General features: G+C 42.3%; 18 protein-coding genes. 13 read left to right on the top strand and 5 right to left on the bottom strand.

From position 1 onward, the window contains the following. Positions 1-117 precede the first annotated feature (117 nt). Positions 118-1146: a glutaminyl-peptide cyclotransferase gene (locus tag ABTV71_RS27040; RefSeq protein WP_433901695.1), complete on the top strand. Its 1029-nt coding sequence runs from the start codon at positions 118-120 to the stop codon at positions 1144-1146. A gap of 288 nt (positions 1147-1434) precedes the next feature. Here ABTV71_RS27040 and ABTV71_RS27035 read toward each other — a convergent pair whose 3' ends face one another. Both ABTV71_RS27035 and ABTV71_RS27030 read right to left on the bottom strand, forming a co-directional pair. Continuing rightward, positions 1435-2460 (bottom strand): Kelch repeat-containing protein, encoded by a 1026-nt coding sequence (locus ABTV71_RS27035; protein WP_121120929.1) that lies wholly within the window; start codon positions 2458-2460, stop codon positions 1435-1437. Between the two features lie 6 nt (positions 2461-2466). Continuing rightward, entirely contained in the window at positions 2467-3831 is a 1365-nt protein-coding gene (locus ABTV71_RS27030; protein ID WP_433901694.1) for a DUF4270 family protein, read from the bottom strand. 119 nt (positions 3832-3950) lie between these two features. Between ABTV71_RS27030 and ABTV71_RS27025 the strand changes: the two genes are divergently transcribed. Further along, complete coding sequence (locus tag ABTV71_RS27025; protein ID WP_433901693.1) at positions 3951-5384, top strand: sensor histidine kinase; 1434 nt, start codon at positions 3951-3953, stop codon at positions 5382-5384. Positions 5385-5447: 63 nt separating this feature from the next. Beyond that, positions 5448-6122, top strand: a complete 675-nt coding sequence (locus ABTV71_RS27020) for a response regulator transcription factor (protein WP_121120923.1) — start codon at positions 5448-5450, stop codon at positions 6120-6122. A 24-nt stretch (positions 6123-6146) separates the two neighbouring features. Here the strand turns inward: ABTV71_RS27020 and ABTV71_RS27015 are convergent, their stop codons facing one another. Then, complete coding sequence (locus ABTV71_RS27015) at positions 6147-8888, bottom strand: outer membrane beta-barrel protein (RefSeq protein ID WP_433901692.1); 2742 nt, start codon at positions 8886-8888, stop codon at positions 6147-6149. A gap of 177 nt (positions 8889-9065) precedes the next feature. Here ABTV71_RS27015 and ABTV71_RS27010 point away from each other — a divergent pair, with 177 nt between their 5' ends. Continuing rightward, on the top strand, positions 9066-9608 hold the full coding sequence (locus ABTV71_RS27010) for a TetR/AcrR family transcriptional regulator (protein ID WP_121120919.1): 543 nt from the start codon (positions 9066-9068) through the stop codon (positions 9606-9608). A 211-nt stretch (positions 9609-9819) separates the two neighbouring features. Further along, positions 9820-11526: a glycoside hydrolase family 3 N-terminal domain-containing protein gene (locus ABTV71_RS27005; RefSeq protein WP_433901691.1), complete on the top strand. Its 1707-nt coding sequence runs from the start codon at positions 9820-9822 to the stop codon at positions 11524-11526. Positions 11527-11650: 124 nt separating this feature from the next. Here ABTV71_RS27005 and ABTV71_RS27000 read toward each other — a convergent pair whose 3' ends face one another. After that, positions 11651-13198: a glycoside hydrolase family 10 protein gene (locus ABTV71_RS27000; protein WP_433901690.1), complete on the bottom strand. Its 1548-nt coding sequence runs from the start codon at positions 13196-13198 to the stop codon at positions 11651-11653. 215 nt (positions 13199-13413) lie between these two features. Between ABTV71_RS27000 and ABTV71_RS26995 the strand changes: the two genes are divergently transcribed. The 8 genes from ABTV71_RS26995 (at position 13414) to ABTV71_RS26960 (ending at position 23100) form a co-directional block, all read left to right on the top strand. Further along, the gene (locus ABTV71_RS26995; protein WP_433903730.1) at positions 13414-14841 is read left to right on the top strand and encodes an L-serine ammonia-lyase; all 1428 of its coding nucleotides are present in this window, start codon (positions 13414-13416) and stop codon (positions 14839-14841) included. Positions 14842-14917: 76 nt separating this feature from the next. Then, positions 14918-15706: an MBL fold metallo-hydrolase gene (locus tag ABTV71_RS26990; protein ID WP_121120913.1), complete on the top strand. Its 789-nt coding sequence runs from the start codon at positions 14918-14920 to the stop codon at positions 15704-15706. Between the two features lie 516 nt (positions 15707-16222). Next, entirely contained in the window at positions 16223-16939 is a 717-nt protein-coding gene (locus ABTV71_RS26985) for a DUF4198 domain-containing protein (protein WP_433901689.1), read from the top strand. Positions 16940-17030: 91 nt separating this feature from the next. Then, entirely contained in the window at positions 17031-19442 is a 2412-nt protein-coding gene (locus ABTV71_RS26980; protein WP_433901688.1) for a TonB-dependent siderophore receptor, read from the top strand. Between the two features lie 31 nt (positions 19443-19473). Beyond that, positions 19474-19806, top strand: a complete 333-nt coding sequence (locus ABTV71_RS26975; RefSeq protein ID WP_433901687.1) for a hypothetical protein — start codon at positions 19474-19476, stop codon at positions 19804-19806. A gap of 12 nt (positions 19807-19818) precedes the next feature. Continuing rightward, positions 19819-20097 (top strand): hypothetical protein, encoded by a 279-nt coding sequence (locus ABTV71_RS26970; protein WP_121120905.1) that lies wholly within the window; start codon positions 19819-19821, stop codon positions 20095-20097. A gap of 6 nt (positions 20098-20103) precedes the next feature. After that, positions 20104-21750, top strand: coding sequence for a PepSY-associated TM helix domain-containing protein (locus ABTV71_RS26965; protein WP_433901686.1), 1647 nt, complete (start codon positions 20104-20106; stop codon positions 21748-21750). A gap of 567 nt (positions 21751-22317) precedes the next feature. Further along, the gene (locus ABTV71_RS26960) at positions 22318-23100 is read left to right on the top strand and encodes a hypothetical protein (RefSeq protein ID WP_121120901.1); all 783 of its coding nucleotides are present in this window, start codon (positions 22318-22320) and stop codon (positions 23098-23100) included. A gap of 4 nt (positions 23101-23104) precedes the next feature. Here the strand turns inward: ABTV71_RS26960 and ABTV71_RS26955 are convergent, their stop codons facing one another. Then, positions 23105-24520, bottom strand: coding sequence for a PLP-dependent aminotransferase family protein (locus ABTV71_RS26955; protein ID WP_121120900.1), 1416 nt, complete (start codon positions 24518-24520; stop codon positions 23105-23107).

Below are 24520 nucleotides of genomic sequence, written 5' to 3'. Positions count from 1 at the left end.
ATCGGGATTCGAATCGGACTTTTTAAATCATAAAGATGAAACGATCATGATTTTTTTAAACATACTGTTTTATGAAGATATGATCTTTTCATCGGTGCTAAAAAATAAATTATATAGATGAAAAAAATCACGTATTTTATTGCGATTGCAGCACTTGCTTTTGCTTCCTGTAAGTCGAAAAAATCTGCGCTGGAATTTGCATCTCCGGGTGCGAACCAAGCCGTATTGAAAGGTAGTCAAGTGCAATTAAAATTGAAATTTGACGCTATTTCCATGGACTCTGTAGCTTATTTTGTAGACGACAAACATGTGGGATCTTCAACTGACACGGTGGCCATTACCGTTGAGACTAAAGACATGGCCTACGGCACGCGGAATATTTCTGCAACAGTCTACAGTGGTGGCAAGTCTGATTCCGTTTCGAGTACCTTCTACGTGGTTCCGGCGAGTGCTAAGAACTACGGATTCCAAATTGTCAACAAATATCCGCATGATACCACCGCATTTACTCAGGGGCTTCAATTTGCCGATGGGGTATTATATGAATCAAATGGACGGTACGGGGAGTCGAACCTTAGAAAGGTAGATCTGACAACAGGAAAAGTACTGAAGGAAATCAAATTCGATGAAAAAACCTTTGCTGAAGGAATGACATTAGTAGGCAATAAGTTGTTTATGTTGACCTGGCAGCAGGGAGAAGGATACGTGTTTGATAAAAACTCATTTACAAAAGAAAGCTCGTTCAAATACGAAAATAGTAAAGAGGGCTGGGGAATTACTTATGATGGAAAGCACCTGATCAAATCGGACGGATCAAACAAATTATTCTTTTTAGATGCAGTTACGGGTAAGGAGTTGAACGCTATTGGTGTATATGACGAGAATGGACCGGTGGATGAACTGAATGAATTGGAATATATTGACGGAAAAGTTTATGCAAATGTATACCAGAAAGATGTCATTGTAATCATCAATCCGGAGACAGGTGCAGTAGAGGGGCGTATTAACCTGGTCGGTATCTATGAGCATACTGCGGCCTATGATAATGAACTCAACGGTATCGCTTATGACCATGCCAATAAACGCTTGTTCGTAACAGGTAAGCTATGGAATACATTATACGAAATTAAAGCCATTGAAAAATAGCCTATGAGGACAAAATATATGTAAATAAAAGCCACGTCCCCGGATGTGGCTTTTATTTACATATATGTGATCTCGGAACCAAGACATGGTTTATCTTGGGATGTACCCTATCTATACTTCCTGCTTGGCTTATGTGAAGGTTAAGATAGGTTATATGATATAAAATATTCCTTCGCTCCTGAAACTCGCCCGGTAGCATTCGGAGAACAACCAGAAAATATAAAATAAATCACAAAAAAAGGGATGAAACAATAAGTTTCATCCCTTTTTTAGATTTTATGATTAATATTAATAAATCGGAGTAAACACCCAAGTATCGTCAAAACGAGTTGACCCGTTCAGACCAGTAGTTACATAGCCGTTGTTACCTACTGCGAAACCAATAGCATCCTGACGTGCAGAACCCGCAAAGTTTCCATTGTCATTTGTCCAATAATCGCCACCGATATTGTATTTCCAGACACTGTTGATCACTGCGTTTTTGTATCCACCCACGACAAATGGTGTGCCATTGATGGCAAAAGCTGCAGCGCTAGAACGCGTTAAATCATAAGTGTATGTGTTGTCAGCTCTATTTAAGTCATTCAATTTAGTCCATTTGCTGCCATCAAATTTGTAGAAATCTTTTGGATAAGAACCATTTGAAATACCGCCACCCACATAAGCTACATTACTTACAACAAAAGAGAAAGCAGATTTTCTTTTTGCAGAAAAAGGTGCATCACTGATCGCCTGCCATGTGTCTGCTGTAGGGTCGTATTTATAGAATTCATTTGTGTTAGTAGTTCCACCGTTCACGACAGTTTCACCTGTGCCCACATAGGCTGCTCCGTTCAATGTAAAAGCAACAGCATTGGACAAAGGGATCGGTAGGGGAGCAATAGGAGACCATGCACCTTTTCCACCATCAGCCGCAGGGTCAAATTTGTAGAAATCTTTTAAGTTGTTGGTTCCATCATTTCCACCACCTATATAACCGATATTACCGATTGAAAAACCGATAGCACCGTTTCTCGCTACACCAGTAAAAGGAGCTTTCTCTGCCCACGTGTTGGATGCAGCATCGTATGCATAAGTATCTTGAACACGGAAAGGTTTACCTCCAGCATTACTTGCCAAACCTGTTGAAACATATGCTATATTGTTTATCAAAAAGCTTGCAGCAGATGAAGTTTGTGGCCCTTTAAATGCAGCTTTTTCAAACCATTCGTCTGATTTATCAGAATCATCGTCGTCACTTTTTTTACAAGAAGAGAAAGTTGTAACTGTAAATACAAAAGCTAATAAAACGAGTAGCCAATTTTTCTTGTTCATAAATTATTAAAATTTAGTATAAAGGATGTTTAATTTAATTTTTGGATCATTCTCATTATCTCTTGCCAAAATTAATCTGTCTCCTGTTGAAAACAACCCCGATGTTGGTAAAGATAGATATAATGAAGTGTTTTTATATGCTGTAGTTTTAATTTTTGTCAAATATTCAATTAAATTGAAGGTATATTTTCCATTCGACCCGAAATCATCACCCCGTTGTAAAGGTACTTGTTGAGTTTCAGTTCCATATGGTGTGGTTACCAGACTGACGGGATTCCCATTATTACTGGCCACCATTAAGATGAGGCTACTAGGCTGTGCGAAATTTGTCGCTGCAGCATTTTCTACTTCGATGACCAGTTCAGCCTTATTTATTGACACCGAAGGATTATTTACTAGTTCTAATAACGTAGGAAATTCCAACTTTGCTACAACACCCGTAGAGCCCTCTAAAAATGTATAGCCATCGGTCTGCTGACTTGAAAGTTGTGGATTTGCCAGTGTTAACGGCGCAAATTTGGTCTGTGAACGATCTGTCTCAATCTGATTATATTGGAAGGCTTTATTGTCAATTGAAAAGTATTGTTTCCCACTGGACTTTGTCCCTTCATTGTTTAAAAAAGAATAGTGGACTTGTAAATAGACCGTGTCTTTAAAGCCAATAAGTGTGCTATTGTTATTATCAGGCACAAGTGCCAAACCTTTGAAATATTCCTGAAAGCTTGTGTTACTCTGAATTCTGTTGTCGTTGTTTTTGATCATCGTAAACAGTTCATTGCTGATCGTATTGTTAAATCTAAAATGTAAAGAGTCAATAGATTTAACATGGGGCTTGAATGAAAGTTCCGCTAACGAAGCGTTGTCAAAAGCAAATTTTTGTTTACTGAATATTGCTGCTGAAGTGACAAATACAGGGCGTTCATCAGCAGGTTTTGTCAGGTCAATCTGTGTTTGGGTAATTTCTTCAGACACGCGGTGGACCGAAATTTTTTGAGTTTGGGTCGTATCACCGTAATAGTATTTGTTGAGTGGAACAACTAAGCTTACCGAATCCAACACTGCGTCATCAGGTATACTTGCACTGTTCACGGTGCCAATTCCCAGACGTAGATAAGATGTTGACTTTACACTTCCAGAGATCGCATTGCTATTTTTTCCTACTAACATCGTTCCTGTTGCAGATGTTGGAATATTGTCCAATTGATAAGTAGAAACTTTGGCTGAAACCGTATCAATCGGTACTACGCCAATCGTTTCATCTCTCGAATTATCCAAAGAAAGTGAAATGTCTTTATTACAACCGACAGCAACTGCCAGCGCAAAAAGTGGAAGTAAAAATTGTATACTACGTCTCTTAAAGTTTTTGATCATATTAATTTTTGAATAGTGCAAAAGTAATCAATGCTTACTGTTAATCAGTGTTATATTTTGTTAAATATGGTTAATTACCACAGCGATTGCAAATCTAGTAATTTAAATTTGTTTTCATTATGGGTAGTAGATTTAAATTGCTGATCAGCTTGATCGTTTTAATAGGTACGGGTATTACCATTGTACTGGGGATCTGGCTTTATGGAAGTTATACTAACCGCCGTGATCTTTTTCTGTCCACTGCCGAACGTTCACTCTTCAACGCTGTACAGGAAGTGTATCAGGCGGAAAATGGGAATCAGCGGCTTGATGGCCCTGACAACGAAAGAGATCGCCTGCTCAACGATGTGAAAAGTGAATTTCTACCCTTGATACCCGAAGCACAACTTGATCAGGTACTACAAAAAATACGCAGCCGTCAGCCAAGAAAAGAACATACTTTTCGTAATGATCCGGATCGAAAGATAAAGCTATATGGCAAAGATCGGGATAACCAGAATGCCATTATTCCTCCCTTTTTGTTCCGTGATTTTGAGATGAGCAAATCCAATCTGGACCTGATAGACAACAAATTCAGGGAATCGCTCAGCAATAAGGGCATTTCAGTACCCTACGAATTGAGCATCGTCACTATCCCGCGCGAACAGGTAAAGGATGTACGTCGTGAATACCGGGAAAAAAACTTAGCCTGGACGAGACCGATGATGGTCAATCCCCTAAAAAGTGAATTCCTCGTGATCAAATTTCAGGAAGATTGGAAATACCTGCTGTATAGCTTGAGCTGGCAATTATTGATTTCGTTGCTGCTGATCGGGCTTTTGTTGGGGACCTTTTTTTACCTGATGAAAACCATCCTTAACCAGAATAAAATGGCCGAGCTGCGAAAAAACTTTGTGGACAATATGACTCATGAACTGAAAACCCCGGTATCGACGGTGATGGCAGCGGTTGAAGCAATACAGCTATATGGTGTGCGTGAGGATAAAGAGAAGATGGACCGCTACCTGGATATTTCAAAAAGGGAACTTGAGCATCTTTCCGGTATGATTGAAAAAGTACTGCAGATGGACATCGATGCATCAAGAGGGATTGTCTTGCAACGGTCTGATTTTGACCTTGTCGCCATGGTGGAAAGTGTTATTGAAGTGGCACAGCTCAATAAAACCAAAGCGGTCGAAGTAGAACTGTTTACCGATCCGAAGTCAATCCTGATCCGGGGGGATGAGTCTCATCTGAAAAATGTCGTCAATAATTTATTGGAAAATGCCATTAAATATGCCGGACAACACGTAAAAGTCAAGGTGGACATCAAAGGTACTAAGGAACATGTACAGATCCGTATCACGGATAACGGTAAGGGCATTGCTCACGAATACCATCAGCAGATTTTCGATATGTTTTTCAGGGTGCCTGCAGGTAATTTACATGACGTGAAAGGCTTTGGTTTGGGACTTGCTTACGTCAAACAGGTGGTGAAGCGTCACGAAGGTAAGATCAGTGTTGAAAGTGAATTGGGGAAGGGAAGCACTTTTACGATCCGATTACCATATTAGCATAAACTATGCTATCTTCGATAGGACGATAGCATAGCAAAAAAAATATTGAACGATAGAATTATGATTGATATTTTATACGTAGAAGATGAACCGAGCCTAGCCATGATTGTGGCGGACAGTTTGGAAGCGAATGGTTTCCGGGTCGTACATTGCAGTAATGGCGATGAGGCGTTAGCTTCTTTTAATAATGCTAGACCAGATATTATGGTGGTCGATGTAATGATGCCTGTTATGGATGGCTTTACCTTGGCCACAAAAATCCGGGAAATGGACACTTTGCTTCCCATTATCTTCTTGACAGCCAAAGTACAGACCGAAGATGTGGTACGGGGATTTCGTCTCGGGGGCGATGATTATGTCAAAAAACCTTTTAAAATAGAGGAGTTGATCGTCCGAATAGAGTCGTTGTTAAAGAATAGTCCGAAGATGCTGTTTGGACAAAAACTAATGATCGGGGATTATATGCTGGACAGCCTGAAACACCAGCTGATCTATCAGGGAGAAGCGCTGAAACTGTCATTTCGTGAAAGTGAACTCCTCCGTAAGCTGTACGAACAAAAAGATAAGGTGATCCCCAGAGAAGAGATTATGCGGGCTTATTGGAGCCATGATAAGTACTTCACGGGGCGTAGCCTGGACGTGTTTATTAGCCGTATCCGAAAATATTTAAGCCAGGACCCAAGAATCAAAATTACCAATGTCCGTGGTGTCGGATATATGCTGACAGTGGATTGAAAATAGTGTTCCACGTGGAGATTTTTAATCCTTTCGTTCCCGGTTTGCCTTTCCGCCCATACCCCTTATATGATACGTAAAGCTTAAGATTGCATAACGGGTAATGGCATTGGACGCTGATACGCGTACCCAAAGGTCATTGACCTGTTGATTGATGTTTTTATTATCGTTGAAAATATCAAAAACAGTCAGATTGATCTCAGCATTTCTCCTTTTGAATAATTTCTTGCCGACAGAAACATTCCACAGCAAACTTGTGGTGCTCGGTGCGTTGAGGATGCTGCCATTGTATAGGTAATTGAAAGTCGAATTTAAGGTCCAGCTTTTCAACAATGTCAATGCAATGGAGTTGCCGATGGTGTGTTTATAAACGGAATAGTTGGATTTCTCCGTTGCGGAGTTTTTTGAATAGGATAAATTTCCGTTGTAATCCAGTCCAATGATGACATCTTTGCTGAAAGCCGTATTCACCCCGACACGTTGATTTATCCCATATGTTTTTGCATTTACCTTCTGCAGATTTAACAATGTATAATTCTGATTGAAATATACATTGTTGTTGAGGTTGATATTCAGTTTTAATGGTTCAATACGATAGCCGAAACTATTATGCCACTTCAGGTTGTATACTCCGTCAAAGTTTTCAGGTCTGCTATACTGGCCTCCCGGTCCGAGTATGATATCCTCAGCGATGGCAAATGCTGAATCTGTCGTAAAGATGGTTGTTGAAATCTTATTCTGAATAAAATCTGCCGTAAAATCTGATGTAAAGCTTCTACCGGAAGCTTTGTTGACAGATCTAAACTGCATGACCAAGTTATGGTCATATTCCTGCTTCAGGTTAGGGTTGCCCGAACTGATACGCAGTGGATTTTGGTTATCAATAAAATCTTGCAGCTGTTCAATAGCCGGTGTATTGGTTTTGGCGTTATAGCGTACCTCTATACGGGTTTCTTTGTCGAAATTGTACTGGAAATTTAAGTTGGGCAACAGGCTGTTAAAATAGCTCTTTGTTTTCAATATGTTCGGAAATAGTTTGTCGTTTACTTGATTTGCTGTCTGATAGTCCATTCCAATTTGAAACCGTATGCTATCTTTTTTATTGAATAAATAAGAAAGCCCGGCACTGTGGTATACAAAGTCATTACGGAATTCATTTGACAGGCGGTTTTTTAATTCCCCTAACTGTTCGGTTTCCGCAAGGAATTCGTAGGTTTTTCGGTCAGAATATCGTGCGGTATTCCGGAAAGTATAATTTCCCTGCAAACGTGCGTATTTATTCAGCCTTTCGGTATAGGCAATTTTTGTACGAAAGCCATTGTTGTCGCCATTTGAATAATTTCGGTTATCAACGGTATCAATACGCTGAGGCAGGCCATCCCGATAATAGGAGTTAAGGGCATAATTGGCAGCATGGCTTTTGTTTGTGCTGAAAGAACCATTGAAATTGACGCTGACCGTACGGCCGGGTTTGTTCAGTCTACGCATATAAGTCAGGTCACCGCCCCAGTTAAAGTTCTCACCGAAGCTTTTATTGTTGCGATTTGATCTATTAAGCGTGTCCTGCAAATTTAACAGTGTATTGCCGATGGAACCACCACGCCTATCGTTGTTCTGGTAGGAGAAATTAGGCTGTATATCCAACTTTTGGATAGAATCTATTTTCCAGTTTGCACGCAGGGAAAGGGCATGATTGTTTGTATAGGTACTGCCGAACTGCTGTTGACTGTTGATTTGATTGGCTCTGTTGCCTGCGGTATATTCTGTTTTGCTTTGGCTGACCGTATTATTGTCCGTATAGTTGTAGGTGTAATTGGCATTGAAATCCATCCGGTCTGCCAAAAAGCGGTCGAGATAATTAAATCCGGCATTGAACCGTGTTGTAACCCCCTGTCCGGTACGGCCGCGCGTATTGCCACGGGGTGCAAAGCCATTGGGTTGGTTGACGTTATTGGTGTTGATATCTATGGAGTACTGACGCTTTGGATTCATTTTGGTGACTTGAGTATTCACCGCGTATTTATTGTCCGGACCGGCTCCGCCGCTGATCTTGCCAAAGTAGGATTTCCTTTTGTCCGGCTTGGTCACAATATTGATCACTTTCATCCGTTTGCCGTCGTCAAATCCGCTGAATTTCGCCTGCTCGGTCTTGTCATCAATGAGCTGAACTTTGGCAATGACATCGGCAGGTAAGTTTTTTAGCGCAACTTTTGGATCAGTACTGAAGAATTCACGGCCATCAATTATAATCTTGTTTACGGCTTCTCCCTGCGCCTTGACATTACCGTCTTCATCAATTTCTACACCCGGTATCTGTTTTACCAGCTCGTCGGCATCTGCAAAATCAGGAGTAACATATTTTTTGGCATCAAACTCCAGTGTATCGCCCCGTACCTGTATGCTCGTCGGCGAGATGCTGATTTCGTCCAGTATGATCTCCGAGCCGTTGAGCTTAAAATTGATGTCTACGGTTTTGCCCGTTAATTTAATTTTTCGGATGTCTGCCGAATAGCCCATTGGCTGTACCGACACGAGATAATCCCCATCGGGAAGAGCTGTGCTGATAAACTTGCCCAAAATATCTGTAGGTGTCTGTAGTTTGCTGGAATCCTTTAGTGCGATGATGGTAACGCTGGCACCTGAAATAGGTTTGGAATTGTTGTTGTCCGTGAGTTTACCGGATATATACTGCTGGGCAAGCACATTCGTCTTTAACAGCGGTAAGCTAAGCGAAAGGATAACAATGATCCAGGTCTTGATTTTCATTGGTTGAGGATGTCTGCGTCTTTTTAATGCGCTGTTATTGGTCGTAAATTTTTATTTGTCAAATTTATGCGACTATTTGATACGAATTACTATCATTTTAGTTACAATAATCCTAACTGAACGGAAAGATTAGATATATTTGCAGTAGAATTAAAGATCAACTGAACGACATAGTATATGAAAGAGAGTGTTTTGAGTAGAAAAGAGCGTATTATGAAAGAAGCGTTGCTGCTTTTTTCAGAACAAGGCTATACCAATACCTCTACCAAAACAATAGCGCAGAACGCTGGGGTTTCCGAGGCTTTGATATTCAAACATTTTGGTAATAAGGACGCGCTGTTGGTTTATTTGATTAAATCAGGCTACCGTAAAGTCCTCACGCATCACCGTGGAATGATGACTTACCGTGAACCTAAAGAGTTCCTTCGGACAATGATCAATCTACCCAATAAATTGGTTACCGCCGAACCCCTATTCTGGAAGTTACAGGAGCGCCTGTCGCACCATCCCTTTTCCAAACAGCAGCACGAACAGTTCATGAAACCAGTGCAACCTATTATTCATCGTGCCTTTCAAGATCTGAACTATGAAAATCCAGACCTTGAAACTCAATTTCTCTTGTTGATAATCGATAAGCTGTGGAAAAAGGAAGCAATCGGTGAATTGGAAAATGTGATGGAACTGACGCTTTTTCTGGAGAAAAAGTATAATTTGATTTAGTATTCAGTATGGAGTAACTGAAACCCAGCACCACATGTGCGTTCCGATGAACCATCAATATTAGAATAAAGCGAACATTATTAATTTCCATTGTTGCGAGTGAAATGCATCTTTATGCGTGTTTATATAAAATTGTTGCAAAAACAATTTCATATTATCCAAAATAATAGCGTTATTAGTGATCTATTTAAGACATTATAGAAACTAATTTATGTTCAAAAAATTCAGTCTGGGCCTATTGGCATTGGCCGGTGCGCTCTCCATTACGAAAGCACAGGACAAGAAAGATTTTGTAAAATACATCAATTCCCAGCACGATTGGGTGGATGCGGTATTTAATACACTGACGCCAAAGGAGAAAGTAGCGCAGTTGTTCCTCGTGCGGGCACATACCAATCTTGGCCAAAAATATATTGATTCCGTGGCACAGGTTATTCAGGACGAACATTTGGGGGGGCTTGTTGTTTTTCAGGGTGGTCCCGTACGTCATGTGGACATGTTCAATCGCTACCAATCCCTTTCTAAAGTGCCCTTGATGATGACTTTTGATGGCGAATGGGGGCTGGGTATGCGGATGCCGGATTCTACCTTATCTTTCCCTTACCAGATGACGCTTGGTGCCGTGCAGGACAATCAATTGATCTACCGCATGGGACGGGAGGTTGCACAGGACTTTCACCGCATCGGTATGCATTTTAATTTTGCTCCGGATGTGGACATCAATAACAATCCTAAAAATCCGGTCATCGGGATTCGCTCTTTCGGCGATAATAAATATAATGTCGCCCAAAAAGCAAAAGCATATATGGACGGTATGGTGGATGGTGGTATATTGGCTTCCATCAAACACTTCCCAGGACATGGTGATACCGATGTCGATTCACACTATGACCTTCCCCAGCTTCCTTTTGATAAAAAGAGATTGGATACGCTGGAACTGTATCCTTTCAAAGAACTTATTAAAGCAGGTGCTCCGGCCGTTATGGTTGCGCATATGAATATCCCGATCCTGGATGACACACCAAATATGCCATCTTCCATTTCTAAAAAAGTCGTCACCGACTTATTACGGAACGAACTGGGCTTTAAAGGCTTGACCGTCACTGATGCCATGGATATGAAAGGTGTCAAAAAATTCTTTCCGAACGGTGAGGCGGATGTACAGGCCATCATTGCCGGACATGACCTCCTTGAGGTTTCCGAAAATAGTAAACGGGCCATTGATCTTATTCTTAAGGCGATCGAAGAAGGCCGTATCTCACAGGCGGATATTGATGCGCGCGTGAAAAGGGTGTTGGCTGCCAAACTATGGTTGGGATTGGATAAATATCGGGCTACCCCACAACAGAATCTGTATGCCGATTTGCACCGTGCATCTGCGGTACAATTGATTGACGAACTTTCAAGGGCTGCCATTACGGCGCTCAACTCGACAGAGAAATTGAAATCCTTTAAAAAAGAACTGCCTACAGCAATTATCAATATCGGTATTTCTACCAATCAAACATTCCAAGATCAACTTGCAGCTGCGCTGACAAACGAAACGCAATATTTTGTACCGGACAGCTTGAGTAAAGATGATAAGAAACGTCTTGTAAAAGAGATCAAGAAAAACAAACAATTCATTATCGCAGTACACGATACGCGACTACGTCCGCGCCCTACCATACAGTTGAATGAAAATGTGCAGGACCTGATGAAGAAGTTTGCGAAAAAATCCATTTTGACGCTATTTACAAACGTATATGCCTTAGATGGTGTTGAAGCTTCGAAGAAAGCAAAGACAATTTTATTGGCTTACCAAAATGATGCTTTTATGCAGAAGGCTGCTGCCGAAACACTGTTGGGACAGAATACCCCGAAAGGAAAACTGCCCGTTACCATCAACAAAAAATTCAAATACGGACAGGGCAAATAGCATTGCTTTAAAATCATACTAAAATAAAAGAACCCTCCTGAATCGCTGAGCCAACAACAGCTGTGCAATTCGGGAGGGTTCCTCTTTTACTCCTCTTCTGTTCAATGCATCGCTCGACCTGTCCCTACGTATCTTCATTTGCCTCCCTGCTATCCGAAGGGCGGCTCTCATTTTTCATCCGGTCTATTGCTGTGACGACATACTTGTACTGTTGATGTTGTTTGATGTCATTGTCTGTATACTGAAGTTTATCGGCATCGTAAGTGATAAAAATGATTTTTCCGGGATCCTTGATATTGACGCGTTCATCTACTGCAAAGCGATAAACAACATAACCATAGGCAGATTCACCATCGCTCGCCGCATCCGGTTTCTGCCAAAAGAGCGTGTTCATTTTCCCATTGCCGGACGATTTTACCAGCAAGCCAAAAGGGGCATTTGGCGGAATGCTATCCAACCAGGGCATTGTCGGTGGTAGAGCAGGAGTACGGTAAAGGTCATTACGCATGGAATCTTGCAGTCCGACCAGGTTGTCGGTGAGTGATTTGGAACTGAAATATATACTTCCTTCGACATCATGTTCTTCGCGCAGGTGACGTACCTGTCTCGGAATCTGGCTTTTGTCTGTCCACCCGATCTTATTTTCCGTTACCCTGTAAGCACCGTGCCCGACATAAAAATGCCGCCCATAGGTATGCCGTTGCCACCAGGACACCAATATTTCATAAGCCGCGGCACGATTTTTAAAAGGAAAGTAGATCTGCGGATTGATGTAATCGATCCAGCCTTCCTGCATCCATTTTACACCGTCCGCATAAAGTTCGCGATAAGCACTTAAACCACGGGTTTCCGAACCGATGCTATTGTTTTCCTTATTGTCCCATACACCGCATGGGCTGATGCCATATTTAACATAAGGCTTTATTTTTTTGATCGCAATACCAAGGTCGCGCACAAGCATGTTCACATTATTGCGTCGCCAGTCTTCAATATTTTCAATCCCATTATTGTATTGGGCGAAAGTCAGCTGATCCGGTACGGATGTATTGCGACTGTCCGGATAAGGATAAAAATAGTCGTCAAAATGGATACCATCAACATCGTAATTTTTAACAACGTCCATGATGACATCAATAATATATCTGCGGACAACCGGTAGCCCCGGATTGAAAAGCTTTTTTCCAGCATAGGTAAAGAACCATTCGGGATGACGTTTGGTAATATGGTCATCGGAGAAGTGTGCAGGATTCAATGTTGTCGAAGCACGATAAGGATTGAACCAGGCATGTAATTCCATTCCTCTTTTGTGTGCTTCCTCAATTGCAAATTGTAAAGGGTCATAGAACGGGGTCGGCGCCTGCCCTTGTTTTCCGGTTAAATAGCGGCTCCAGGGTTCCCTGCTTTTTGCATAGAAGGCGTCTGCCGCAGGCCGTACCTGCAGGATGATGGCATTTAAGCCAGCGCTTCGATGCTGGTCAAGCAGGTCGATAAATTCCTGCTTTTGCAATGCTACATTGTTACTGGCCTTGACAGAAGGCCAGTCTATGTTACCGATGGTAGCTACCCATACACCACGAAACTCCCGTTTAGGTAGCTGTTGGGAATATGTTCTGATCGAAAATAAACAGATAAAAAAGGCAAAAAAAGAATATAAATATGTTTTTCCCGTCATGCTATAAATTGTAGCCAACAAAGATAGGGAAGCATTTCTTACTTTTTCGCTAAAAAATGTAAGATGTTTGTTGGATACTTGTTAAAAGAATGTCAGCTTGGTTTTCAAAATGATAATAATGTAAATACAGGTGACATTGTACGGTTATTTGTGCTAATTTAGATGCGGTTTTCACAAAAGCTATGAAAAACGAGCTAACCGCAACAATTGAGATTATGAGCAAAGAACAAATATCCGTTTTTGATATGTTTAAGATTGGTATCGGGCCATCCAGTTCGCATACCCTGGGGCCTTGGCGTGCCGCCCAACAATTTACCCATGTCCTGCAGGCAAAAGGTGTATTGAATGAGGTGGAGCAGGTCAAGATTTTGCTTTATGGATCTTTGGCCAAAACCGGTGCTGGCCACGGTACGGATATTGCTGTTCTGCTTGGCTTGAGCGGAGACGACCCCGTTACCTTCGATGTTGACCATGTGACACCAAAGGTGGCCCATATCAAAAGCGTAGGCCAGCTGGAAGTGGCCGGTAAACGTACCGTTCCGTTCTCCTATCAGGAGGATCTCCTTTTCCTGTACACCGAGAGTCTGCCCTTCCATCCGAATGCCGTTACATTTCAGGCCTTTCTGTCAGGTGGTAAGGCCATTACCGAGACCTATTATTCCATAGGGGGCGGTTTTGTCGTTCAGGAAAATGATACCGAGAGTGTTCTGTCCGAAGTAGATCTTCCCTTTCCGGTAGATACTGCACAGGAACTGCTGCACTGGACGATGAAAACAGGGCTTAAAATATCGGAACTCGTTCTAGAAAATGAATGCGCTTGGCGTGAGGAAAATGAAACAGTTGCTGGTGTACTGAATATTTATAAGACGATCTATGAATGTATCTACCGGGGCTGTCACACTGGAGGTACGTTACCGGGAGGCTTGAACGTAGAGCGCCGGGCAGCGAAACTAAATAAAAAATTGATGCAGGGGCGGAGCTATCAGGATTATGAGTCATGGGTGATGGCGATTCGTGAAGGCGGACAGAATTTTCAATATATCCTGGATTGGGTGAGTTGTTTTGCCCTCGCCGTCAATGAAGAAAATGCCTCTTTCGGCCGTGTCGTTACAGCGCCTACCAATGGTGCTTCAGGAGTTATACCGGCCGTTTTGCAGTATTTTATTACCTTCCATGACGGCATGCGGGAAAATAAAATCGTTCAGTTTATTCTAACCGCTTCGGAGATCGGATCCATCTTTAAAAAGAATGCGACAATTTCGGCGGCCATGGGTGGCTGTCAAGCAGAGATTGGCGTATCCTCAGCCATGGCCGCCGGTGCTTTAACCGAGGTATTGGGTGGATCACAACGTCAGGTACTGATGGCGGCAGAAATTGCGATGGAGCACCACCTCGGATTGACCTGCGATCCGATCGGCGGGCTGGTACAGATCCCCTGTATCGAGCGGAATACGATGGGAGCGATAAAAGCCATTACTGCGGCTCAGCTAGCGCTGCAATCCAATCCTGATAAGGCCAAAGTAAGCTTGGATACCGTTGTTAAAACCATGTGGGAAACAGCATTGGATATGAATGCCAAATATAAAGAAACGGCAGACGGAGGCCTGGCAGTCAATATTCCATTGAGTTTGCCGGAATGTTAAGGTCTTACTGCGTGTTTTTGTTTTTCGTATCTTTGACGCAGTGAACAAAAATACCCTCATAAATTAGTATACGCGAATGAAATACTGTGCGATAGCCTCCGGTAGTAATGGAAACTGTTACTATATAGCCAAAGATGATTCGGCCATCTTGATAGATGCCGGTATCAACAGCAAGCATATTCACCTCCGGATGTATAATCTGGGTATTATTCCTACCCAGATCAAGGCAATTTTCATCACACACGAGCATTCAGATCATATTCGCGGATTATCTGTTTTCGCTAAAAAGTACAATTTACCCGTGTATATCACAAGAGGGAGTTATGACGGATCTCGCCTGCATTTACCTTCCCATCTGGTTCATATCATCGCGCCAAATGAAGAAGTTGAAATCGGTGGCCTCAAGATTTATGGAATTCCCAAATACCATGATGCAAAAGAACCCTGTAGTTTCCTTGTTTCGGATGGTGTTCATAATATTGGTGTATTGACGGATATTGGAAGACCCTGCGAAAACGTACAGCAAGTGATTCAGCATTCAGATATCCTCCTGTTGGAGTCCAATTATGATGAGGATATGCTTCGTACCGGGCGATATTCCTATTTTTTGAAAAATAGAATCAGCAGCGGATGGGGGCACCTCTCCAATCGCGTTGCCGTCGAACTGTTCAACCAATATAGGACAGATCGCCTCAAACATTTAATTTTAACACACCTCTCTGGTGAAAATAATACGGTTGACCTTGTTCATGCAACATTCGAGCCTCATTGTGAGCATATCAAGCTTCATGTGGCCACGCGCTATCAGGAAACAGAATTATTTGATATTGCCCATATCAACAGTGTGGAGGGCGCCCTTTCTTAGCCTCCCCAATGCCGGGCATTAGACAAAACCCAGGCTGCTCTTCTTCCAATACCGATTTGTATAAATGGACCTGTCATCTGTCAGTAAGGCTGAATGACAAGCGCAGGACACGATGTGTTGCTTTTTTGTGGTTTCAATGGGCCGGGCCGGCGATACCTCGGAAGGGAAATCCAGTACAATCTGCGAAAAATGTAAAATATCCTTGATATCCAAAGAATTCCTTTTATATTTGCTCTGTTTTTAATCAGTCTAAATAGTTTTAAAGCTATGGTCAGATTGATAGCGGAGCAAATACCATGTAATAGACGGCAATCTATTACATGGCAAAAATCTACAGACAGCGGCAACTGTCTATAGGTGGCCGGAGCAGTTAACTGCTTCAGTTGCTTCCGATAAAGGACATGGAAGGACTTGCAAGATAGCGAATTTTAATGATTTTATTCGTTTGACGCTCGTTTTTGACGAGTAGAAGCTTTCCTGATAAGTTGCAGAACTATACGCATCAATCAACATATTATGAAAATTTTAGTTTCGCTTTTTACATTTCTTGCAGTATTGTTTTACTGTAACAGCAGCTATGCGCACGCACTTTGGATAGAATCAGCGCCCTATGGTGCAGTTAACCAATCCCATGAAATCAAGGTCTATTATGGTGAATATGTAACCAATGAAAGAGATCTCATTGAAAAATGGTATTCGGACGTGAAGGATTTTACCCTGTTATTGCATGCGCCCGGAAAGGCACCTGTGCAGGTACAACTGACCAATAAAGGAGATCATTTTAGCGGTTCATTCCAACCGGCCGAACAAGGAACCTACTTTTTATCTGTCGTAAAGGCCCCAAAAGACCTGGGTGGGCAGACGAAATATGAGTTTTCGTCATTAGTACCCGTTGTCGTTGGCAAATCAGGCAAATTGGACTATAGCGCGATAAAAAATCCGCTTCAGGTTGAGCTACAGAACTCAGCCAATGCAAAAAAAGGTGCCAGTCTGCAGGCGAAGGTTACCAGCGAAGGAAAAGTCGTTCCCCATGCCAAAGTATCTGTTTTTTCATCCACAGGTTGGGGAAAAGAATTTGTAGCCGATGTCAATGGTGTGGTAACATTCGATGCGCTATGGTCAGGAGCCTATGTGCTTGAAGCAAGTACTTTTGTTGAAAAAGCCGGTGAGCACGGCGGGAAGCCTTACGCTTCGTCTTGGCAGGGAAGCACAACATTTTTTGAAGTAAAATAAATCGTTGATACCTACAACTTGGATGGATTCATTCTAAATCCCACATTTAAATGAATCCATCCTTTATTACATATCTACTATTGAAACACAAATGAATAAAACTTTATCTTTTTTGGCGATTCCGATGATCAGTTCAATTTTTTCGATGGCTCAGGCCCAGAGCAACTTGAAGATTGAAGGGACCCTTGTAAATGAAAAATCCGAACCTATTTCTGGCGCAACAATTAAACTATCGCCTACAGGGGTGACCACCAGTACAGACGCTGAGGGGCGCTTTGTATTTTATAAACTTACACCGAATACCTATTCGATTGAAATCAAAGCATTTGGTTACAACAAGCATAATTTAAAGGCAATTTTAACAGATCAGAATAATCATTTGGGCGAGATCAAGCTCAGTGACCAATCGGAGTCCATCGATGAAGTTGCCGTTTACGGGAAATACTATCAAAACTATAAATTCGACAGCATATCTGGATCTTTGCGTCTCAAAACGCCGATTTTGGAACTGCCACAAAATATTCAGGTCATTTCTTCGGATCTGATGGCGGATCAGCAGGTTTTTGACATTGTTGATGGTATCACCCGTAATATCAGTGGAGCAACACGTCAGGGGCATTGGGATAATCAGTATGCCAATATCCGTATGCGCGGATCCAAGATCCCAGCCTTCCGTAATGGTATGAATATCGAAGCATCCTGGGGTCCTACAGCGGAGGATGCATCCATGATCGAGCGTATCGAGTTTGTCAAAGGACCGGCCGGTTTTATGTTGGCCAGTGGTGAACCGGGAGGTTTCTACAATGTGGTCACTAAGAAACCCACAGGCCATACCAAAGGTTCGGTTACACTCAATACCGGAAGTTTTGATCTGTACCGTGGAGCCGTGGATTTGGACGGTCGGATTACCAAAAGCAATAAGTTGCTTTACCGCCTGAATGTAGCGGGCCAGAAAAAAAAGTTCTTTACCAAATACAATAATAGCAATCGTCTTGTCATCGCTCCGGTATTGACCTATAATATCGATTCGCTGACTGCAGTCACAGCTGAATATACCTTTCAGGGATCTTCTTACTTAAGCAATGGAAATTATACCTTTTCACCAAAGGGTTTTGCTGATCCGGGGATTGCCAATGACTTTTTCTATGGTGATCCGGGTATGGAACCGGGCAAGCTGAGGGATCATAGTGCCTATCTCTATTTTGATCGAAAACTTAGCCAAAAGTGGAAATTCCATGCCCAAGCTGCTTATTTCAATTTTGATATGAAAGCGACCAGCACCTGGTTGAATTATATGACAGCCAATGGGGATATGCCACGATACTATAGCACCGCAGACGAGCATGGCGAGAATAAATTTGGGCAGCTCTCTTTTAATGGTGAAGAACGAACTGGTGGTATTAGACATCGGATTTTAGCCGGTGTGGATTATGGCAATAAGAAATTCTGGGGAGATTTTAGCTCTCTATTGGATTCAATTCCTTCAGATCCACTCAATGTTTATAATCCCGTTTACGGTATTCCGGAATCTGTCTTTCCAGAGGTTGACCGCACTTTAAATATTAAGGAAAGAGCGAAAAGTCAAGACTATGTAACCAGTTCGTCTTATGTATCTTTCTATGTACACGATGAGATGGCATTTCTCGACGATCGACTGAAACTATCATTAGGTCTACGTTACACTTCGTCCAATGTTGTCTCTAAAACAAATGCAGATCCTGCAAAGGACAAGGTATGGAGTCCAAGAGTGGGTGTAAATTATTTAATAGATCCATCCATGAGCGTATATGCTTTGTTTGACCAGTCCTTTGTGCCTGTCTCGGGGCTAGATTGGCAAGGAAATGCACTGAAACCTGTTCGTGGAAATAATTTAGAGGCAGGGTTGAAGAAAGAATGGGGAGGAGGAAAGTGGATTTCTACATTGAGCGCTTATCAAATTAAAAGAAAGAATGCGCCAGTTGATGATTTTGACCATCCGAACCCGAATGGTGGTTTCTTCTTGATGCAGCTGGGTGAGACAACGACCAAAGGAATAGAGTTTGATATTACCGGGGAAATTGTCAAAGGATTAAATGTCAATGCAAATTATGCACTAACGGATTCAAAGATATCAGAGGATTCAAAAACCGAGAAAATAGGTAATATTACGCCTAATACGGCGAAGCACACCGCTAATGCATGGATATCCTATCGTTTGCAACAAGGGCCGTTGAAAGGTGTAGGCCTAATGGGTGGGATGCAGGGGATGTTTGGCCGTGCGATCGGATCGGCAACCAAAGTAAGCAATTTTAAAAATTACCTACGTACAGATGCGGGTATAAGCTATCAACGAAACCGATATAATATTTCCTTGATGATCAACAACCTGCTTGACAACCGTAAGCTAATGACTGCCGGATCAACAACCGCGAAAAATGCTAAAATTCCGGAAAGTGTTAACTATTATAGCTACATCGTAGAAGCAAGACGTAATTTCCGTTTAGGAATAACCTACAAATTTTAATTAAGCGATTTCTATATAAATCATTTATGCGATGTATAGCACACTTTTAATAACCATACTTATAGGAGCCTACCTCTTTTACAACAGCAGTAAGAAAGTGAAGTTTCAGCATAGACCGGAGTGGTTGAAAAAGCTTTGCGCACAGACTCAGTCTGTGCGTATCTTGAGGATTGGGTTGCTACTGTTACCATTTGTAGTCATCCTTTATGTACAGGGATTCGGGGCCGGATTCTTTGCTTTTTTTGCCTATGTCATGTGCATGATGAGCCTAGTGGTCTTATTGAATCCGTATCGTTATTTAACAGCCTACCATGTCCTCGGACTGTATGCTGTCAGTCTATGTATTGAATTTTTGATCTCTTAATTGATTGCTGTTATGCCTGCAAATAAAAAATACCTGAGTTCACCTTTTCAGCGATTTCTGAAGATAACAGCCGGATTCATCGGTGGGTACGTTGTTATGCTTTCCTTTCATGTGTTGCTGACAACTGTTTTTGAGAAAAAGGATGTTGTTATGACTGCCGGATTCACCGGTTATCTCCTTTGGGCAGTACTGATGCTCCTGGCCTTTCTCTCCAAAAGCGGATGGAAAATATGGGGAATTTATTTACTCTTGGCTTCGGTTTTTTCGTTGCCTTATTTGTTAAAGATGTAATCAGTCATGAACAACAGAAATTATAACATCTATTTTAATACCCATACCATCAGTGGTATTATCATCTGTGCACTGCTGTATGTGATATTTTTTGCAGGTTCATTTGCCTTTTTTAGAAACGAAATCGCGGCCTGGCAAAATAACGCGTCATACAAAACCTACCAGGAAAATTATCAAAGCTTTGACAAGCTGCTGGATTCGCTACAGGGGGAAACCAACCTCCATGGACGTGATATCAACTTCTATATGCACCGGGAGGGGACTTCTGCCTATATTGGTTACACGGCATCAAACGATACGGTCCTAAACAAGGAAAATTTGTCGAAGATAACACCTGAACAGAAGGCGGAAAAGAAGAAAGGCCGGAAACGTAGAGGGGGCGATGATGATTCGAAGAATTTCATGTATAATTTTGCTAATAAAACAGCAGGTGACTATACACAGAATTATGATATGGGCGAGTTTTTATTCCGCCTGCACTTTTTGGCACAGCTCAATCAGGTGCCTATCAGTGTGGGCATCGCGCCTTTTGGATATCTCGTTGCCGGTATTACAGCTTTTATCTTCTTGTTCGCATTGATAACAGGTTTGTTGTTGCACTGGGATAAGCTGGTTTCGAACTTTTTTGTTTTTAGACCATTTAGTAAGTGGAAGACCGTGTGGACGGATATGCACACTGCCCTGGGAGTGATCGGGTTTCCTTTTCAGTTTATTTTTGCCGTTACGGGAACATTTCTGATTGTCAACGCTGTTTTGCTTCTCCCTTTCAGCAAATTACTGTACAATGGAGAACAGCAAAAAATGTATCAGGATATCGGCGTAACTGCCCATGATAATTATCCGTATAGCTATAAACCCTTGCTGGCGGGTGTGAAAATTGCACCTTTCTTAGATCTAGCAAAGAAAAAATGGCCAGAAAGCGAGTTTAAACGTATTGTTGTAAAAAACTTTGCGGATTCGAATATGCATGTTATCATGGAACTCGAACCACATTTTAACCGAAGCTTTGCAGGATCGGGTATATTGACGGTGAAGGTCGCGGATAACAAAGTTGTTGAAGAGAAATCGCCATTAGCAGATACAAGCTATGGAGACTATGTCAGAAGTATTATCTACCGCCTGCATTATGGTGATTATGGTGGATACCCACTCAAAACCGTCTATTTTATTCTTGGTGTAATGGGCTGTCTGGTTATTATTTCCGGAATTCTGATCTGGTTGGTTGCCCGTGATAAAAACAATGTCATTCCAAGAAAACGTAAATTCAACTTTTGGGCAGCTAATATCTTTACGGCGATTTGTCTGACGATGCTCCCAGTTACGGCAATTACATTTATTGCCATTAAGATTAGTCCCAAAGTAGACCAGGATTTTATCTATCGGGTCTATTTTTATGCTTGGTTAGTTCTTTCGCTATATTACATCGTTCGTCGAAGTATAAGAAGAACAAATCGCGAAACTCTTTTGGTCGGAAGTATCCTGGCATTTATTGTCCCGATAGCCAATGGTTTGGTAACAGGTAATTGGCTTTGGAAGACTTTTGTGGATGGACAACGCGATTTATTTATTGTTGATTTCCTATGGTTGATGATCGGTGTCATCGGACTACTGGCTTTTTATAGGACAAAAAAATTCTTTCAGAAAATTCAGTAATTAGGATCCGTTACGCTCATCCGATGGGCAGGCGGTATACACATTTCGTAAGATAAAATATATGGCTAAAGGTTGCTTGAACAAAGCAGCCTTTAGCCATATATAAGGTACGGTTGAAGCACTCGTAAAGTACTTTTCGCTTTATACAATCTGCGAGTAAATGCAGTACTGGATAGGTAAGGCGTTTGCGTTGGTCTAGTGTCTCTTGTTCGATAGCTATTCGGACCTTGTTCGGTGATTCTTCGGGATTCCATTGCTATTGCTTCGGGACAGCGTTGGGATTGGTCTGACCGTTCTTCGACTCTTGTTTGCCTTGTTGCCGATGAATTACCGAAGCAGCCCCGACCAAATGTCGAAGCAGCCCCGAGGCGGCCCCGAAGCTGGTGCGAAGCATGTGCGGAACGTCCCCGAATGTTATTGGTGTTTGAACGGACTTGAGGGGACTTTAAGGGAGTCGAAGGGACTTTGTTGCGCTAAGTGGTCTTTGTTTTATGTGTTGTTAAAGGAGCTGTTGTTTAATTCATACGATTATTGTAGTTTTAAAGTATACCAATTTAACTTAGTAGTATGAAGAAATCTTCCGGCAAGGGTAAAAAAGAACGAAAGCGAGGGGAAGCTTATGTTCTAAGTGAAAACAGCAAGTTAACGGGCCTCGATTTTACGTACAACAGTAATCTTGCCAGTCGTTTGTATCAGATTTTAAAACCTATGCTGCGAGCCGCCTGTGAACGTACGACCTACCTCAGGTTACAGAATGCGCTTTATGCGGCGGTACGCAACGACCGTGAGCACGGACTCGGAAGCTTACGGCTTGGATATGGATCAGTACTACCCTTGAGGGGATTCCGGTACTCCAAGCGGGTCAGCTGGAGTAATTTCTTTATGAATCACCCAGTTGCACATTTTGATGAGACTCGGCAACAAATTCAGGTTCAGCTCCCTTTGGCGGGTCTCCGTAAATTTGATTTAATTCATGAAAGGCTAGCTAAAATTGACATAAAAATATATTGTGTGGTGATTCAACTAGATGATCGCAATACTATATTTTACCATGTGAGCAAAACCTTGGAGCTAAGAAAAGAAGATCACAAAGTGGACCGTGGCATTACTTTCACATTGGGGGACTGTAAGGATGCCGTCATTTTATGTCTGGGCACGGTAAGGTGTTGGCTGACGAGCCCTGATGGGAACGAAGAATTCATGTCCAATAATAGCACCCTGATGACCGGTGAAGTTTTCGATGCGATCCTGATCCGTGAGGGTAAGGAAACCATATTTCCTGAAGAAAAATCCGATAAATTGCCGCCGCCTATTTTACCGGGCGATGATGATGAGGTAGACTGGGATTAATAGCTTAGATAATGGCTTTAAAGAAACGTCCCAATCGCATCAGGTCATGGGCTGTTTTTTCATTCCAGTCAACGGCATAGTTCAGCCGGATACAGTTTTTAAACTGATCATGCTGGGTAAACATTCGGCCGGGGGCAAAGCTCAATTTTTGTTTCAGCGCGTAATCATAGAGTACCGTTGAATCAATTTTTGGATCCATTTCCAGCCAGAGAACAAAGCCACCTTCGGGTTGCGACATCTTTGTGTTTTCAGGAAAATGGGTCTCGATACTGTTTCTGAAGTTGATATAATTGCTATACAGCTTCTTTCTAAAGGTATTGAGGTGATGGTCATACCTTCCGATCTGCAGAAATTTGGCCACCGCTTCCTGATATATAGCGGGCTGTGAAATGGTCTGGACCAGTCGTTGTTTGAGAATCCTGTCTTTGTACTGTCCGGGTTCGACCCATCCGATCCGGAAACTTGGGGCCAATACCTTGGTAACAGATCCGCACCACATGACCAGGCCTTCTTCATCAAAGTATTTACAGGGTTTAGGTCTTGAGGTGCCGAAATATACATTCCCATAAAGGTCATCTTCGATCAATGGAATATGATGGAAAGCCAGGAGTTTGACAAGCTCTTTTTTATGTTCATCCGGCATCAGCGCACCCAAGGGGTTACTGAAATTGGAAACAAAACAGCATACATCGATTTTATGGATCACTTTTTTCAGGGCGTCCAGTTCAATACCCGTAATCGGATGTGTCGGGATCTCAATGGTTTTTAACCCCAGTACCTGAAATGCCTGAATAAAACCAAAATAGAGGGGGCTTTCCACAGCAATGGTATCTCCAGGCTTTGTGACTGCGCGGAGGCAGCTATAAATGGCATTCATGGCACCCGAAGTGATAATCAGGTCATCGTCGCTTATTTTTCCTTCCAGTACGAGCGACCATTTGGCAATCTCTTTACGTAAAGTCGGGCTACCCTGCACCTGTCCATACTGATCGCCGTAATCGTGCAGTTCGTGTACTGTCTCCAGGATACATTTATTGAGCTTCTGAATGGGGAGCAAAGAAGGGCTGGGCAGTCCCAAAGAGAATCGCGTAATTTCCTTATCCTCCAACGAGTGAAAAACTTTATCAATCAAAGCCGCGGGATCTTGCTTCTTTTCATCAATCTTAAACGTTGAGATGGAAGGGATAGACATCCGGCGCTGTCCGGCCAGGCTGACAAAAAAGCCAGATTTGGGGCGTGATTCGATCAGCGACCGGCTCTCAAGCTCCATATACGCGCTCTTTGCCGTATTTAAGCTCACATTATACAATTTTTGCGCACTACGAACGGAGGGGAGACGGTCGCCGTAGGCCAGAGAGCCATTTTTGATCTGGTTCTCTACGATGTTTGCAATTTTTTTATACAATTGTTGCTGCTCCAT

The organism is Sphingobacterium puteale (assembly GCF_050986225.1).
Taxonomy (GTDB): domain Bacteria; phylum Bacteroidota; class Bacteroidia; order Sphingobacteriales; family Sphingobacteriaceae; genus Sphingobacterium; species Sphingobacterium puteale.
Note: the sequence above shows the minus strand (reverse complement) of the source record. Positions and strands in the feature narration are given on the sequence as shown.

Excerpts from the sequence above, each read along its gene's own strand:
- ABTV71_RS26955 (WP_121120900.1), bottom strand. The coding sequence starts at position 24,520 with ATGGAGCAGCAACAATTGTATAAAAAAATTGCAAACATCGTAGAGAAC.
- ABTV71_RS26965 (WP_433901686.1), top strand. The coding sequence starts at position 20,104 with ATGAACAACAGAAATTATAACATCTATTTTAATACCCATACCATCAGT.
- ABTV71_RS27025 (WP_433901693.1), top strand. The coding sequence starts at position 3,951 with ATGGGTAGTAGATTTAAATTGCTGATCAGCTTGATCGTTTTAATAGGT.
- ABTV71_RS26975 (WP_433901687.1), top strand. The coding sequence starts at position 19,474 with ATGTATAGCACACTTTTAATAACCATACTTATAGGAGCCTACCTCTTT.
- ABTV71_RS27015 (WP_433901692.1), bottom strand. The coding sequence starts at position 8,888 with ATGAAAATCAAGACCTGGATCATTGTTATCCTTTCGCTTAGCTTACCG.
- ABTV71_RS26980 (WP_433901688.1), top strand. The coding sequence starts at position 17,031 with ATGAATAAAACTTTATCTTTTTTGGCGATTCCGATGATCAGTTCAATT.
- ABTV71_RS26995 (WP_433903730.1), top strand. The coding sequence starts at position 13,414 with ATGAGCAAAGAACAAATATCCGTTTTTGATATGTTTAAGATTGGTATC.
- ABTV71_RS26960 (WP_121120901.1), top strand. The coding sequence starts at position 22,318 with ATGAAGAAATCTTCCGGCAAGGGTAAAAAAGAACGAAAGCGAGGGGAA.
- ABTV71_RS27010 (WP_121120919.1), top strand. The coding sequence starts at position 9,066 with ATGAAAGAGAGTGTTTTGAGTAGAAAAGAGCGTATTATGAAAGAAGCG.
- ABTV71_RS26985 (WP_433901689.1), top strand. The coding sequence starts at position 16,223 with ATGAAAATTTTAGTTTCGCTTTTTACATTTCTTGCAGTATTGTTTTAC.
- ABTV71_RS27005 (WP_433901691.1), top strand. The coding sequence starts at position 9,820 with ATGTTCAAAAAATTCAGTCTGGGCCTATTGGCATTGGCCGGTGCGCTC.
- ABTV71_RS26970 (WP_121120905.1), top strand. The coding sequence starts at position 19,819 with ATGCCTGCAAATAAAAAATACCTGAGTTCACCTTTTCAGCGATTTCTG.
- ABTV71_RS27040 (WP_433901695.1), top strand. The coding sequence starts at position 118 with ATGAAAAAAATCACGTATTTTATTGCGATTGCAGCACTTGCTTTTGCT.
- ABTV71_RS27035 (WP_121120929.1), bottom strand. The coding sequence starts at position 2,460 with ATGAACAAGAAAAATTGGCTACTCGTTTTATTAGCTTTTGTATTTACA.
- ABTV71_RS27000 (WP_433901690.1), bottom strand. The coding sequence starts at position 13,198 with ATGACGGGAAAAACATATTTATATTCTTTTTTTGCCTTTTTTATCTGT.
- ABTV71_RS27030 (WP_433901694.1), bottom strand. The coding sequence starts at position 3,831 with ATGATCAAAAACTTTAAGAGACGTAGTATACAATTTTTACTTCCACTT.
- ABTV71_RS26990 (WP_121120913.1), top strand. The coding sequence starts at position 14,918 with ATGAAATACTGTGCGATAGCCTCCGGTAGTAATGGAAACTGTTACTAT.
- ABTV71_RS27020 (WP_121120923.1), top strand. The coding sequence starts at position 5,448 with ATGATTGATATTTTATACGTAGAAGATGAACCGAGCCTAGCCATGATT.